Consider the following 212-nt stretch of genomic DNA (forward strand, 5'->3'; position numbering starts at 1 on the left):
TCTTTCTCTTGGTTTTGAAAAGCCAGCTCTATGTTAGCAAGGGCTAATTCATTAGCACGTTGCTCTTTGTCTGCATTGGCCAGAACCAACTCGTCTGCCCGCTTATCTTTCTCTTGGTTTTGAAAAGCCAGCTCTATGTTAGCAAGGGCTAATTCATTAGCACGTTGCTCTTTGTCTGCATTGGCCAGAACCAACTCGTCTGCCCGCTTATC

The 212-nt window shown here is 45.8% G+C and carries 1 pseudogene; it reads right to left on the reverse strand.

Annotated elements, in window-relative coordinates:
* Window positions 1–212 (reverse strand): annotated as a pseudogene (locus H5185_RS22695) (GGDEF-domain containing protein); the annotation flags it as partial.

Source organism: Shewanella sp. SG44-6 (genome assembly GCF_014164185.1).
GTDB classification, from domain to species: Bacteria; Pseudomonadota; Gammaproteobacteria; order Enterobacterales; family Shewanellaceae; genus Shewanella; species Shewanella vesiculosa.